Source organism: Marinobacter salinexigens, assembly GCF_008370345.1.
Classification (GTDB): Bacteria; Pseudomonadota; Gammaproteobacteria; order Pseudomonadales; family Oleiphilaceae; genus Marinobacter; species Marinobacter salinexigens.
On the sequence record NZ_VTUU01000002.1, the window covers coordinates 437,207 to 451,171 of the forward strand.

Annotated in this window: 12 protein-coding genes; 10 read left to right on the top strand and 2 right to left on the bottom strand. The window is 53.2% G+C overall.

The window, feature by feature from the left end; all coding sequences use genetic code 11:
• Window positions 1-35 precede the first annotated feature (35 nt).
• A complete protein-coding gene (locus FWJ25_RS06550; protein WP_149599449.1) occupies window positions 36-986 on the bottom strand; it encodes a DMT family transporter in 951 nt (316 codons plus the stop codon).
• Between the two features lie 213 nt (window positions 987-1,199).
• Here FWJ25_RS06550 and FWJ25_RS06555 point away from each other — a divergent pair, with 213 nt between their 5' ends.
• Window positions 1,200-1,619 (top strand): helix-turn-helix domain-containing protein, encoded by a 420-nt coding sequence (locus tag FWJ25_RS06555; RefSeq protein WP_149599450.1) that lies wholly within the window; start codon window positions 1,200-1,202, stop codon window positions 1,617-1,619.
• Between the two features lie 11 nt (window positions 1,620-1,630).
• Here FWJ25_RS06555 and galU read toward each other — a convergent pair whose 3' ends face one another.
• Window positions 1,631-2,467, bottom strand: a complete 837-nt coding sequence (gene galU / locus FWJ25_RS06560) for a UTP--glucose-1-phosphate uridylyltransferase GalU (protein ID WP_149599451.1) — start codon at window positions 2,465-2,467, stop codon at window positions 1,631-1,633.
• Window positions 2,468-2,811: 344 nt separating this feature from the next.
• Here galU and FWJ25_RS06565 point away from each other — a divergent pair, with 344 nt between their 5' ends.
• The 9 genes from FWJ25_RS06565 to FWJ25_RS06605 all read left to right on the top strand — a co-directional run bounded on the left by FWJ25_RS06565 (window position 2,812) and on the right by FWJ25_RS06605 (window position 13,931).
• A complete protein-coding gene (locus tag FWJ25_RS06565; RefSeq protein WP_149599452.1) occupies window positions 2,812-3,855 on the top strand; it encodes a ShlB/FhaC/HecB family hemolysin secretion/activation protein in 1,044 nt (347 codons plus the stop codon).
• A gap of 188 nt (window positions 3,856-4,043) precedes the next feature.
• Entirely contained in the window at window positions 4,044-4,724 is a 681-nt protein-coding gene (locus FWJ25_RS06570; RefSeq protein WP_149599453.1) for a GntR family transcriptional regulator, read from the top strand.
• A gap of 17 nt (window positions 4,725-4,741) precedes the next feature.
• Window positions 4,742-5,629 (top strand): methylisocitrate lyase, encoded by an 888-nt coding sequence (gene prpB, locus FWJ25_RS06575; RefSeq protein WP_149599454.1) that lies wholly within the window; start codon window positions 4,742-4,744, stop codon window positions 5,627-5,629.
• 24 nt (window positions 5,630-5,653) lie between these two features.
• Window positions 5,654-6,787, top strand: a complete 1,134-nt coding sequence (prpC, locus tag FWJ25_RS06580) for a bifunctional 2-methylcitrate synthase/citrate synthase (protein WP_149599455.1) — start codon at window positions 5,654-5,656, stop codon at window positions 6,785-6,787.
• Between the two features lie 72 nt (window positions 6,788-6,859).
• Window positions 6,860-9,484, top strand: a complete 2,625-nt coding sequence (gene acnD / locus FWJ25_RS06585) for a Fe/S-dependent 2-methylisocitrate dehydratase AcnD (protein ID WP_149599456.1) — start codon at window positions 6,860-6,862, stop codon at window positions 9,482-9,484.
• Complete coding sequence (gene prpF, locus FWJ25_RS06590) at window positions 9,481-10,659, top strand: 2-methylaconitate cis-trans isomerase PrpF (protein WP_149599457.1); 1,179 nt, start codon at window positions 9,481-9,483, stop codon at window positions 10,657-10,659. The genes acnD and prpF overlap by 4 nt, the downstream gene beginning before the upstream one ends.
• Window positions 10,660-10,879: 220 nt before the next feature.
• On the top strand, window positions 10,880-11,608 hold the full coding sequence (locus FWJ25_RS19860) for a PEP-CTERM sorting domain-containing protein (protein WP_246166674.1): 729 nt from the start codon (window positions 10,880-10,882) through the stop codon (window positions 11,606-11,608).
• Window positions 11,609-11,812: 204 nt separating this feature from the next.
• Window positions 11,813-13,225, top strand: coding sequence for a TIGR03013 family XrtA/PEP-CTERM system glycosyltransferase (locus FWJ25_RS06600; protein ID WP_149599458.1), 1,413 nt, complete (start codon window positions 11,813-11,815; stop codon window positions 13,223-13,225).
• Between the two features lie 58 nt (window positions 13,226-13,283).
• Window positions 13,284-13,931, top strand: a complete 648-nt coding sequence (locus FWJ25_RS06605) for an XrtA/PEP-CTERM system exopolysaccharide export protein (protein ID WP_149599459.1) — start codon at window positions 13,284-13,286, stop codon at window positions 13,929-13,931.
• The last annotated feature ends 34 nt before the right edge of the window (window positions 13,932-13,965 follow it).

The following is a 13,965-nucleotide window of genomic DNA, read 5'->3' on the forward strand; positions in this document are numbered from 1 at the left end:
TAATATACTGATGCGCCTGGGGGCGGTCAACCACTTTATGCGGTTTTTTGCTTCCTCAATAAACTTTTGATGCCTTTGCTCACAGCACTCCACCGGTTAACGATCAGAGCCGCGAAAATCAGCCCGCAGCCTCCCATTTGCAGTGGTGTCATCATCTCTGAGAACCAGACCGCCGCAAACAGCGTAACCCACACAGGTTCAAGTACAAGAATGACAACGCCATGGCTATGGGCTGAAAGGCTCTGGGCAAGCGTTTGCAGCACAAAGCGTCCTGCGGTACCTATGACAGCGCTGGCCGCAACCCACCAGATCAGCATTGGATCAGGGTTGCTGAATGTGGCTTCCCAGGATTCCAGAGCGAACGAGATAGGCAGTGTCACGAGTCCCACTGTAAGCAGAGCCAGAGCGGTCAACGGGAGGGGAGGGACCTTTTGCTTCTCGATCGTTTGCCCTTGTCGGTTAACCACCGTTCGTTGATTGGCTGCCCGGGTATTCAGCGTGAAGTAAAGCGCGAAGATCGCGGCAGCGATAACGAAGAAAATCTGTCCGGCCTCCGGATTGAATCCGTTTTTGAGGGAAAGGAGTGCCAGACCGGCGATAGCGATAGGAAGTGCCAGCCAGGTCGATGTTGGCTGCGCTTCCTTAAACAGGAGTCGTGCAATGACGGGTACGATAACAACGCCGAGACTGGTCAGGAATGCGCCTTCTCCGAGGCTCGTAATATGGAACAGTCCCATTACCCAGAAACTCATAGCAATCGCGAATACCAGGCCGACACCGGCGCTTCGGCTGACCTGGTCCCGGTTCAGCTTTCTGACGGCAGGCCAGGCAATGACGGTAAGAACCGCTCCCGCTATGAGAAATCGCGAGGCTGAGAACAGAAGCGGAGGCATTAAAAGGATTGCCTCTTTAGAAAACATCCAGCTGATAGCCGCAAGCAGGGTAACGACAACAAGGAGGAGGTCAGATTTCTGGGCGTTCGACATCGGGTTTCCGTCTTTCTTATTCGGGGAGAGGCAGGCCGAACAATGTATAGTTTGCGAACTAAAAAAGAAAGGGGGAGGGAAATCACCGGCTGTTGGCCATTAGTCGAGTCCTTGTTATTTTTATTACCTCTCTGGTCATTTAACATGCAGACTGATTGTTTAAGGGTCACGTTTCTATTCTGAATCATTGGGTTATTAGGGTGGGCATTAGCTATGCGGTATCTGGAAACCTTTCACCGTCGATTGCGGCGTATTCGGGAAGATGGCCGGCTTTCAACTCTGGATGTTGCGGAGATGTGTGGAGTCGATGAGACCCGAGTCAAAAGCTGGGAACTCAATGATGCGAGGCAGCGCGGATATCCGGGAGTCACGGAGCTTCTCGACTTTTGCCTGAAAACAGAAACCCCGCTTGAGAATCTGCTGGATCTTGACGATCCCGGTGATGATGGACAACTCGAACTGCCGGGGCTGGCCTTCAGTAACAGTGATGACCTTTCAGTAGCGTTGAAAGAGTTGGAGGCGGAGATTGATCGTGTTCAGCTCTCCGATGAGGAGGCAGAACTGCTGCGCCGGTTCCGTAAGACGTCTTCCGATAACCGGCGCATGGTGTTGCAGATTCTGGGCGACTCATAGTCGCCCTGAAATCACTTTCCCTTCTTGTAGATGTTTTCGTACACGTAGTTGGTCGCCTCGACGAAACCGTCAATGCTACCGCAGTCGAACCGGCGTCCCTTGAACTGATAGGCGAGTACACAGCCCGTTTTTGCCTGCTGGAGCAGGGCGTCGGTAATCTGGACTTCCCCGTTTTTACCGGGTGGGGTGTTCTCGATAATTTCAAAGATGTCCGGCGTCAGGATATACCGGCCGATGATGGCGAGGTTGCTCGGCGCGTCTTCCGGAGCCGGCTTTTCCACCATGTCGGTGATTCGATAGAGGCCGTCCTTCATGGGTTCGCCGGCAATCACGCCGTATTTGTGGGTTTCATCTTCCGGTACTTCTTCGATTGCGACGATTGAACAGCGGAACTGTTTGTACAGTTGCACCATTTGCGCCAGTACGCCGTCTTCACCCTCAGGTCCCATGCAGAAATCGTCAGCGAGTACTACCGCGAAAGGATTGTCGCCAATGAGGTTGCGGCCTGTAAGGATGGCATGCCCGAGACCTTTCATCTCGTTCTGGCGGGTAAAGGCGAAGCTGTTGTTGTTGATGAGGTCACGAATGGAGGTCAGCAGGTCTTCTTTACCAGACCCCGCGATCTGATGCTCCAGCTCGTAGCTGATGTCGAAATGGTCTTCGATAGCCCTCTTGCCTCGACCGGTCACGAAACCGAATTCGTGGACCCCCGCTTCGGCGGCTTCTTCCACCCCGTACTGAACCAGCGGCTTGTTAACGACTGGTAGAATTTCCTTCGGCATGGCCTTGGTTGCCGGAAGGAACCGGGTGCCGTAACCGGCAACGGGGAACAGGCATTTCTTGATCATGGTGCTCGTCCTTTTATTCAGCTTTCTGCCTTGAATTGCTTTGGTGTCAATAACGCTCATTCACAAATTGTGCCGAGTGTACCCAAACCGATTCCCTAAATGGAGTCTCTGGGCCGTATTTGCTTGTTATCAGAATGGTACTGGAATGCTTCCAACTGAGTCGAATTGTAACGTTTGGCAAGCTCCACTGGTGTGCCAGAAGCCGAATGAATACATTACATGGAGTTAAGGTTTGCGTGCCTCAGATCAGTGTGTTTTGAAATCAGAGATAGAATCCATACGTGAAAGCGGTTTGTCTTTTTGCACTAACATGGTGCGCGGCAGTTCAGTCTGTTTCCGCGGCCATGATCGAAAAGGACCATTCACCCTGGTGGGCCTCCAAGATACGTTTGTCCGGCGCCTCGGCGCATACCAGCGAACAGTTTCGTGGCCGCGTGGAAGTTGATGCCAGTGGATTGACCTTCTCCGGTCATTCAATGGGCGTTGAGTTCCGGAACGATACAGCTCGCAAGACCGACAACCAACTTGATTACCTGAGTTTACGGTACGGGTTCCCGTTTGAGGGATCGCAAATTCGGGTTAATGTCTCCCAGCGCACCTACCGGAATGCAACAACCAGCGGCGGTGAGCGGGTATCTGAGTCTGGACGCAAACGCTCAATGTCGCTCATGATAACCCGCCCCCTCTTTTCCTTTCACGCAATAGAATTCGACAGTACGTTGCGGCATTTTTCCCGGGAAACCGACGAATACCAGGCTGGTGCCTGGCAAAGTAATGACCTGGACCGGCGTTCGTCGGTCAGTTTGAAAGCGTCGAGTCGTGGGGAGCTTGATTCGGGATTTGTCCTGCATACCCGAATGGATGCCCGTATTGGGACTGAGCACCTTTCAACCCGTGAAAGCAGTAGCATTAATGAATCCGATCTGAGTTATCAGAAGCTGGCGGTGTCGTCTTCGCTCAGCCGGACGCTGATCAACTGGCGGGTCGCTTTGGATGGACATTACCAGTTTTCTCGCGATCCCTTACCGGACTCTGAGCATGTCACCGTGGCATCTTCTTCGTTGCTCAGGGGGTTTTCGGACAACTCATTGTCATCCAGTGAGGGTGGATGGCTTAAGATCAACGCCCAAAGCCCGGCGTTTGAAATTCCGTTTACCGGCACCATGAAAACCCACATTCGACTGGCTACACTGCGTGGCTGGGTCGCCGATTCATCGCCACAGGCTGATGATTCGGCAAGGGCCAGTGCTTATGAGGCGTCGTTGCTGATGCGCGGTGGTGAATTCAATGCAGCGCTGACCGTTGGCAGAATGTTTGAGTCTGCAGGACATGCTTTTGAAGTGCCGAATTCGCCAGACGTTTCATTCGCCATGCAGCTACAGTTGTAAGCATTGTTGTACCAACATTGTTAACAATGTCCGAAAGAAAACTCGTCTTTATCTTATAACCCACTGTTTTAAATAAAAGTCCTCCAGCTGAAAGGCGATAGGCCCCTTTTCCCATTTGTCGTTATTGTTGACAATCCATGCACGGAAGCGTACTTTTTCGTCATTCCCATCAGGATTGTTGACAAAAAATGGCAGAAGCACCGATTCAGACTCTAACTCGTGCCGATGAAGCCTTCGATTGTTTGCAAACGGCCATCGTAACCGGTGGCCTGGCCCCCGGTGAAAAAATTGGTGAAGTAGAGCTCTGTTCACGTTTCAACCTGACCCGTGGGCCTTTACGCGAAGCCCTGGGCCGCCTCGAATCACGAGGTCTTCTGGTTCGTCGACCCCATGCCGGCGTCAGTGTCGTTTCCGTCAGCGCTTCTGAGTTGCTTGAGCTCTATCGCATCCGCGAAGTTATGGAGGGCCTTGCGGCGAAGCAGGCTGCCGAGCGAATGACCGATGAAGAAATCCGCGATCTTCAGGCCACCCTGGACAGCCACGAGAAAATGATCGAGCAAGCTCAGGGTCAGGCGTACTATCAGGCTGAGGGCGACTATGATTTCCACCATCGGATAGCCACAGGAAGCCGCAATACTAAACTGGCTCAGATGCTCCTGGGCGATCTCTACTACATGGTGCGTATGTACCGTTACCGGTTAAGCACCTCGGCCGGGCGCCCCCATCTGGCGCTTGGTGAACACCGCCGTATCGTCGAAGCCATTGCCCAGCGGGATGGCGAACTCGCCGAATTTCTGATGAAAAGACACATCAACGCCGCGCGTTTGAATATCGAGAAAAAGATTGAAGAAGGCGTTCTAACGATCTGATAAGAGAGGATATTGTTATGGCTAATAAGCTTTCCCCGGGTGCTCGCTTTCGCAAGGCACTGGCTGAGAACCAACCGCTTCAAATCGTTGGCACCATCAACGCCTATGCAGCCATGATGGCCGAACGGGTGGGGCATCAGGCTATCTATCTGTCTGGTGGTGGTGTGGCCAATGCGTCATACGGCCTTCCTGATCTCGGCATGACCAGCATGAACGACGTGGTTGAAGATGTGCGTCGTATTACTGCTGCTTCTGAACTGCCTCTGTTAGTGGATATCGACACTGGTTGGGGTGGGGCATTCAACATTGCCCGCACCATCAAGGAAATGGAGCGTGCTGGTGCCGCTGCCGTCCACATTGAAGACCAGGTTGCCCAGAAGCGCTGCGGCCACCGTCCGAACAAGGAAATCGTCTCCAAAGAGGAAATGGTCGATCGCATCAAGGCCGCGGCAGATGCCCGCGAAGACAAAGATTTCTTCATCATGGCCCGTACTGATGCGTTCCAGAAAGAAGGCCTGGAAGCGGCCATTGACCGTGCAAAAGCCTGCATTGAGGCGGGTGCTGACGGCATCTTCGCCGAGGCTGTTCACGAACTGTCTGATTACAAGGCCTTCGCTGAAGCTATCGATGCGCCGATTCTGGCAAATATCACCGAGTTCGGTGCTACCCCGCTTTATAACAAAGCTGAGCTGGCAGAAGCCGGTGCTGCCATGGTTCTGTATCCGCTGAGTGCGTTCCGTGCAATGAATAAAGCAGCGCTGACTGTATTCCAGAGCATTCTGGAAAAAGGCGACCAGAAAGAGGTGGTAGACCTGATGCAGACCCGTATGGAACTGTACGATTTCCTTAACTACCACGATTTCGAGCAGAAGCTGGACCAGCTTTTCACCCAAAACAAAGGTTAAACAACGACTAGAGGGAGAATGACCATGGCTGAAGCAAAAAAACTTGGTGGTGCAGGCCTGCGTGGGCAGGTTGCCGGCGAAACCGCTCTGTGTACCGTTGGTAAAACCGGTACCGGCCTGACCTATCGCGGCTATGACATTACTGATCTGGCCGATAATGCCCAGTTCGAAGAAGTGGCTTACCTGTTGCTACGTGGCAAGCTGCCGAACCAGCAGGAGCTTGATGCATACAAGCAGAAGCTTCAAAGCCTGCGTACTCTGCCTGAGGCACTTAAGACCGTTCTTGAGCAGATTCCCAAAGACGCACATCCGATGGACGTGATGCGTACCGGCTGTTCCATGCTGGGTAACCTGGAAACTGAGCAGGACTTCAGCGAGCAGGACGACAAGATTGATCGGATGCTGGCGGTGTTCCCGTCCATCATCACCTACTGGTATCGCTTTGCGCACGAAGGCGTGCGTATCGACACCAGTGCGACCGAGAGTGATTCCATTGGTGGATTGTTCCTGGAACTGCTGCATGGCAAGAAGCCAAGCGAACTTCATGAGCGCGTGATGAACGTGTCTCTGATCCTGTACGCAGAGCACGAGTTCAACGCTTCTACCTTTACCGCTCGTGTGTGTGCTTCCACCCTGTCTGACATTCACAGCTGTGTAACCGGCGCTATTGGCTCACTGCGTGGCCCGCTGCACGGTGGTGCCAACGAAGCCGCGATGGAGCTGATCCAGAAATTCCAGACTCCGGAAGAAGCAGAGTCCGGCCTGATGGGCATGCTGGAGCGCAAAGAAAAAATCATGGGCTTTGGCCATGCGATCTACAGTGAGTCTGATCCTCGCAACGTGATCATCAAGAAGTGGTCAGAAAAACTGGCGCAGGAAGTGGGTGACACGGTTCTGTACCCGGTCTCGGTTCGCTGCGAAGAGGTTATGTGGCGCGAGAAGAAACTGTTCTGTAACGCTGACTTCTTCCACGCATCGGCTTACCACTTCATGGGCATCCCGACTGAGCTCTTTACGCCTATCTTTGTAATGTCCCGCGTATCCGGCTGGACTGCACACGTGAAAGAGCAGCGTGCCAATAACCGGATTATTCGCCCGAGTGCGGAATATACCGGTCCGGAAAGTGAAGAATGGCTGCCGATTGACAAGCGTAGCTAACGGCAATTCGAGGGCTGCCATGGGCAGCCCTGTTTTTTGGGCCGAATGCCAAGAATTGAGAGACCAACGACCATGAATACTGAATACAGAAAGTCCCTTCCGGGTACCGACCTGGAATACTACGACACCCGTGAAGCCGTTGAGGCTATCCAATCTGGTTCCTACGACAAGCTTCCATACACCTCGAAGATTCTGGCGGAGCAGCTGGTTCGTCGTTGTGACGCGGAGTCCCTGACAGATTCGCTCAAGCAGCTCATCGAACGTAAGCGTGACCTGGATTTTCCCTGGTATCCTGCCCGTGTTGTCTGCCACGACATCCTCGGCCAGACTGCTCTGGTAGACTTGGCTGGCCTGCGTGATGCCATCGCCGAGAAAGGCGGGGATCCTGCAAAGGTAAATCCGGTCGTACCGACCCAGCTTATCGTTGACCATTCTCTGGCGGTTGAAGCGCCGGGCTTTGATCCGGACGCATTCGAAAAGAACCGTGCTATTGAAGATCGCCGTAACGAGGACCGCTTCCATTTCATCGACTGGACCCGAACTGCGTTCAAAAACGTCGATGTGATCCCGGCCGGTAACGGCATCATGCACCAGATCAACCTGGAGAAGATGTCTCCGGTCATTCAGGATCGTGCAGACGAAGATGGCCACCGTATCGCTTTTCCCGATACCTGCGTTGGTACCGATAGCCACACCCCGCATATCGACTGCCTGGGCGTTATCGCCATTGGCGTAGGTGGCCTGGAAGCCGAGACCGTTATGCTGGGTCGTCCTTCCATGATGCGTCTTCCGGACATCGTTGGCGTGAAGCTGACGGGTAAGCGTCAGCCGGGTATTACCGCAACTGATATCGTTCTGGCCATCACCGAGTTTCTCCGCCAGGAGCGCGTAGTAGGCGCCTACCTGGAATTTTTCGGGGAAGGTGCCTCAAGCCTGACCATCGGTGATCGCGCAACCATCTCCAACATGACCCCGGAATACGGTGCTACTGCGGCGATGTTCTACATCGACGATCAGACCATTGATTACCTGAAACTGACCGGCCGTGAGCCCGAGCAGGTAGACCTGGTTGAGAAATACGCCAAGGAGACCGGCCTCTGGGCAGACCAGATGAATGAAGCCCAGTACGAGCGTGTGCTGGAGTTTGATCTCTCGACGGTCGTTCGCAACATGGCCGGTCCGTCCAACCCGCATCGTCGCCTGCCGACGTCCGCGCTGCATGAGCGCGGCATTGCCAAGGATCTGGACAAGGCTCTGGCGGAAGAGAAAGAAGGCAAGATGCCGGACGGTGCTGTGATCATCGCGGCGATTACCTCGTGTACCAACACCTCTAACCCGCGCAACGTGGTTGCCGCTGGGCTTCTGGCCAAGAAGGCAAACGAACTGGGCCTGATTCGCCAGCCGTGGGTGAAGTCCTCCTTTGCGCCAGGCTCCAAGGTTGCCCGTCTGTACCTGGAAGAAGCGGGCCTGTTGCCTGAGCTGGAAAAGCTCGGCTTCGGTATCGTTGCATACGCGTGCACCACCTGTAACGGTATGTCCGGTGCTCTGGATCCGAAGATCCAGAAGGAAATCATCGATCGTGACCTCTACGCCACAGCCGTTCTGTCTGGTAACCGTAACTTTGATGGCCGGATTCATCCTTATGCCAAGCAGGCGTTCCTGGCTTCGCCGCCGTTGGTCGTTGCCTACGCTATTGCTGGTACGGTCCGTTTCGACATTGAAAAGGACACCCTGGGTTACGACAAAGACGGCAATGCCATCACCCTGAAGGATATCTGGCCTTCCGATGAAGAAATCGATCGCATCGTTGGTGAGTACGTGAAGCCTGAGCAGTTTAAGCAGGTGTATATCCCGATGTTTGATCTGGGCGACGCAGAGCAGGCGGAAAGCCCACTGTATGACTGGCGTCCACAGTCCACCTATATTCGCCGTCCGCCATATTGGGAAGGTGCTTTGGCTGCTGAGCGTACCCTGACCGGTATGCGTCCGCTGGCGGTACTGGGTGACAACATCACCACGGATCACCTGTCGCCGTCCAACGCCATCATGATGGACTCTGCTGCTGGTGAATACCTCCACAAGATGGGGCTGCCGGAGGAAGACTTTAACTCCTACGCGACCCACCGTGGCGATCACCTGACTGCGCAGCGTGCGACCCTGGCTAACCCGAAAATCCTGAACGAAATGGTAAGGGACGAGAAGGGTGAAATCATTCAGGGCTCGCTGGCGCGTCTGGAGCCGCAGGGTGAGGTCAAGCGCATGTGGGACGTGATTGAAACCTACATGAAGCGTAAGCAGCCGCTGATTATTGTTGCCGGTGCTGACTACGGCCAGGGCTCTTCTCGAGACTGGGCGGCCAAAGGGGTTCGTCTGGCAGGTGTTGAAGCGATTGTTGCCGAAGGCTTTGAGCGTATTCACCGCACCAACCTGGTGGGCATGGGTGTTCTACCTTTGCAGTTCCGGGAAGGGGAGACCCGCAACACCTATAACATCGATGGTACGGAAACCTACGACGTGAAAGGCGACATCGCTCCGGGCGCAGAACTGACTCTGGTTATTCATCGTAAGAATGGCGAGAGCGTGGAAGTGCCGGTGATCTGCCGCCTTGATACCGCTGCCGAGCTGGGCATCTACTCTGCGGGTGGTGTATTGCAGCGTTTTGCCAATGACTTCCTGGAGTCAGAGGGGGCTGCATGAGCTTCGCGCCGCAAATAAAAGTACCTGCCACCTATATGCGTGGCGGGACCAGCAAGGGTGTGTTCTTCCGGCTGCAGGATCTGCCGGAAGCATGCCAGGTCCCGGGGGAAGCCCGGGACAATCTGCTGCTTCGAGTCATTGGTAGCCCGGATCCGTACCAGAAACAAACGGATGGTATGGGCGGGGCAACCTCCAGTACGTCCAAAACCGTCATTCTGGCTGAGGCAACTCAGCCAGATCATGACGTGGACTACCTGTTCGGACAGGTATCCATCGACAAGCCATTTGTCGACTGGAGCGGAAACTGCGGAAACCTGACGGCTGCTGTAGGAGCCTTTGCCATCAATGGCGGGTTCGTTGCGAAAGATCGGGTTCCAGACAATGGCATCTGCACCGTTCGTATCTGGCAGGCCAACATCCGTAAAACGATAGTGGCTCATGTGCCCATCACTGACGGCGAAGTTCAGGAAACCGGCGATTTCGAGCTGGACGGCGTAACTTTCCCGGCGGCAGAGGTGCAGATCGAGTTCATGGATCCGGCCGATGGCGAAGGAGCCATGTTCCCGACGGGCAATCTGGTGGATGATCTTGAGGTTCCCGGGGTAGGGACCCTCAAGGCCACCATGATCAATGCCGGCATCCCGACCATCTTCGTCAATGCTGATGCGATTGGGTACAAGGGCTCGGAGTTGCAGGATGACATCAACAGCGATCCCAAGGCGCTGGAAATGTTTGAGACCATCCGGGCCCATGGAGCAGTGAAAATGGGGCTGATCTCCGATGTCAGCGAAGCTGCAGGTCGGCAGCATACGCCCAAGGTTGCCTTTGTGGCGGAGCCTCAGGACTATACGGCCTCCAGCGGTAAAGCAATTGCGGTAAATGACATCGATGTACTGGTACGTGCCATGTCCATGGGTAAGCTGCACCACGCCATGATGGGTACGGCTGCTGTAGCGATTGCAACAGCCTCCGCCATTCCGGGCACCCTGGTGAATCTTGCTGCCGGTGGTGGAGAGCGCAACCAGGTAACTTTCGGACACCCTTCCGGAACTTTGCGTGTCGGTGCCGAAGCGAAGGAGGTTGCCGGGCAGTGGACAGCCACCAAGGCGATAATGAGCCGTAGTGCCCGAATACTGATGGAAGGCTGGGTGAGAATACCCGGGGATGTATTGTAAGTATTGGATTTGATCGATTTTGGGTAATACAAAAAAGCGGAGCTTTCAGGAGCTTCGCTTTTTTTTGTCGAATTATTTTACATTAATGCATATGTGATAGGTCTGATAGTCATTTAGTTTATTGTAATATAAGAAAAAAATAACGGTGGCCCGGCTTTTGCAAAAGTGATGGTGCGCGGATAAGTATTATGAATGTCGCACTTTATTTGAGGAGCTACACATGATTAAGGGAAAATTTACAGCAAGGACTCTTGGCGTAGCGTTGTCCATGATGGGCGCGGTTACTGTTGCCGAAGCTGCTCCTATTCTGAGTATTAGTGGAGAAGGTGCTGCTGCGTCAGAAGCGGCGGAAGCACAGTTTCTGTCGTACCTTCAGGGTGATTCAATCATCCAAGAGGGGTTTGAAGGGTTTGCTGACGGAGTACAGCAGAACTCTTTTAACACCGCTGTAGGCGTATTCACTCAGACTGTCGCTGGTGGTGACCCTACCGGAGCATGCGTGCCAACTTGTGCAGACGGTCTGGCAGTGTTGAGCGATAATACGTCGCCGTTTACCGGGCGTTTTCCTGCGCCGGATGAGGCTGGTAACAATCAATGGCTCGATAGCTTTGACTCAGAAGTTATGACGCTGAGTGTTGCTGCCGGGGTAAATGCTATCGGTTTCTATATGACTGATCCAAATGACCGGGACGGTCGTTTGTCCGTCGGTGGCGTTGATTTCAGCTTTGCCGATATTTTTGGCCAAAGTAATGATGATGCAGAGGTTTACTTCATCAGTTTGTTTGATGCGGCGGGCCTCGGTGATATCGTATTTTACGCAAACAGCGTAGACGATGGCTTTGGTATCGATAGTGTAACGATCGGCACTGTACCGGAGCCAGGCACTCTGGCGTTGATGGGATTGGGTTTGATTGGTCTTGGCATTAGTCGCCGCAAAAAAGCTGCCTGATAGCACGACGGCGTTTCTGATTTGGCCCTGACTTGTTCAGGGCCATTTCGTCAGTAATTTTTACACTTTCTTGTGCTATATGTAGTAAGTCGGAGATTGATTGAAGTTTGGATTCTTTGCAGTACAATCTCTCACACTATGAGTTATTTCCGTCGCAGTGGATGCGCGGACCTCTATCAGGTGTGATCAGCACAAGGAGTTGACGTGGCTCACGTCAGATTGTTCAGGCATTACATTCACTTTCCATTTGTAATACTGGGGTTAATTGATTTCCTGGTATTAGTAGCTTCCTTCATAATTACCGTTTTCTTTCGCTATTTTGGCGAAGTCGACTTCTTTCTTTTAAATCTGGGTTTTGTCATCCCGTCTGCCTTCATATTTGCTCTTATGAATATGTTGGTCATGGTTGCCATCGGTGTACATCAATCCCGTCTGGAAGACGGTATGTCGGGAATGATGCTAAGAACGATTCTGGCACTTATCTTCAGTTTACCCCTGTCGGGGATAGCCTACCTGGTGGCAAATGACTGGCTCTGGTACCTGGGTACCGTTGGCGTTCTGACCACCTCGTCGGTCATTGGCTTCTTCCTGCTCGGGATTGCTCGCACACTGTTTTTTGCCATTGCAGGTAAAGATGCCTTCAAGAGGAAGGTGCTCGTGCTTGGTGCGGGGGTGAGGGCACGTCAATTGCTGGAAGATCTGCAAACCCCATTTAACCGAAAGGGGTTCACGTTTGCAGGGTACGTGGCTCTTCCCGGCGAACCTGTTGAAATCTCCAAAGATCTGCTGATTGATCCTGTCGTTCCGTTGCATCGCTATATCCAGAAACACCCCGTGAGTGAAATCGTCGTAGCGGTTGATGATCGCCGAAAGGGGCTGCCGATGGAGGATCTGTTGGAATGCAAAATGGAAGGTGTCCGCATTGTTGATGGTGCGACGTTCTATGAGCGCGAGTCCAGAAAAGTCGCGTTGGAAATGATTTCTCAGGGATGGCTGGTCTTTACCGATGGTTTTACTGTTTCTTCGGTTTCGGGTTTCAGCAAAAGGGCCATTGATCTCCTGGCTGCGGGGCTTTTGTTACTGGTGTCATTCCCGTTGATGCTGTTTACGGTCATGGCGATCAAGCTTGAAGATGGTTTGCGTGCGCCTGTTTTTTACAGTCAGGAACGGGTCGGGCTCAATGGGCGGCCGTTTAAGGTCCATAAGTTTCGGTCGATGAGAACGGATGCAGAAAAAAATGGCGCCGTGTGGGCCCAAAAGAATGATAACCGGGTAACGAAAGTTGGTGCGTTTATCCGGAAGGTCCGGATCGACGAGCTGCCGCAGATTTTTAACGTATTGAACGGCTCCATGGCATTTGTGGGCCCGCGGCCGGAACGCCCCGTGTTTGTGGAAAAGCTGGCGGAATCAATCCCTTTTTATAACGAACGGCACAGGGTAAAGCCGGGTATTACCGGCTGGGCTCAACTCTGCTTTGCTTATGCAGATAATGAGGAAGATAGCCGTGAAAAACTTCGATACGACCTATACTACATTAAGAACCAGAGCCTGTTACTGGATCTTCTGGTGATTATTCAAACGGTTGAAGTGGTTCTTTTTAAAAAAGGATCGCGTTGATTAAGTGCTGGACAAACTATAAAAGGTTGCTGACATGGAAACAGGAAAGGGGCGTGTTATGTCGCATAAGTTGGGTTTAGCCGGAGGCGTGATGTCTCTGGTGGTTGCGTTGATGTTGTCTGGCTGTGCGTCAGGCCCAAAAGCCTCGTCTGATGAAAAAATTCAGCAGGCGCTGGCACTGGATACGACTACCAGTGTCGGGCGCTATGTCCTGGGGCCGACAGATGTCGTCAGCGTATCTGTGTGGAGAAATCCGGAACTCAGTATCACCGCTCCGGTCCGCCCTGACGGCATGATCTCTGTTCCTTTGATTGGCGATGTGAAAGCGAGCAGCAAAACACCTGAACTCCTTGCGAGCGACATCAAGGGTGGGCTGGCCCGGTATATCCGGGAGCCACAAGTCAGCGTTGTTGTAAATTCCATGGGCAGCCATGAGTTTTCAGATCGCGTACGGGTTACTGGCGCTGTGCGTTCGCCTGTGTCCGTGCCCCACCGCGCGGGCATGACGGTAATTGACCTATTCCTGAGTGCGGGTGCTGCGAATGAGTTTGCTTCGTTGAATGATGCCATGCTTTACCGACTGCTCGGTGATGAAGTGGTGGCTATTCCTGTCCGGCTGGAAGATATTCTGGAACGTGGCGACATTAAAACAAACTATGCCATGCGTCCGGGCGATATCCTTTCAATACCGGAGCGCAAGTTCTGATCTGGCGAACACCGATAATTTTTGAAGCAAGCAG